The 341-nt window shown below is 64.8% G+C and carries 1 protein-coding gene; it reads right to left on the bottom strand.

Annotated elements, in window-relative coordinates; translation table 11 throughout:
• Positions 1-341: DDE-type integrase/transposase/recombinase (locus AB3X89_RS40390; protein ID WP_368588083.1), on the bottom strand; the 341-nt coding region annotated here is incomplete at both ends.

The raw sequence follows: 341 nt of genomic DNA, 5'->3' as shown, positions 1-341 counted from the left end.
CTTCCCCTTGGTCTTGGCCCGATAGGGTTGGCAGACCTTGGGCGTGAAGCCGTAGGTTTCGGCCAGAGCAAGCAGTTGGGTGTTCCATCGATGCTCGCCGTCGCCGAACGCATCTCGCTCGATAATCACCGACTTCGCGTTATCAAATAGCACCTGCTCGGGTGTACCGCCGAAGTAGACGAACGCTTCGCGCAGGCACTCGCACAGCGTGGCGGCGTCCTCCCCGGCGGTGAAGCGCACGAAGCTCGCACGGCTGTATCCGAGCGTCGCGACCAGCGCCAGCAGCGGCGCGCGGCCGCGACGGATGACCGTGAAGTCGGCTTGCATCTGCTTGCCCGGCG

The sequence above is a fragment of the Paraburkholderia sp. BR14320 genome (assembly GCF_040948665.1).
GTDB classification, from domain to species: Bacteria; Pseudomonadota; Gammaproteobacteria; order Burkholderiales; family Burkholderiaceae; genus Paraburkholderia; species Paraburkholderia youngii.
Note: the sequence above shows the minus strand (reverse complement) of the source record. Positions and strands in the feature narration are given on the sequence as shown.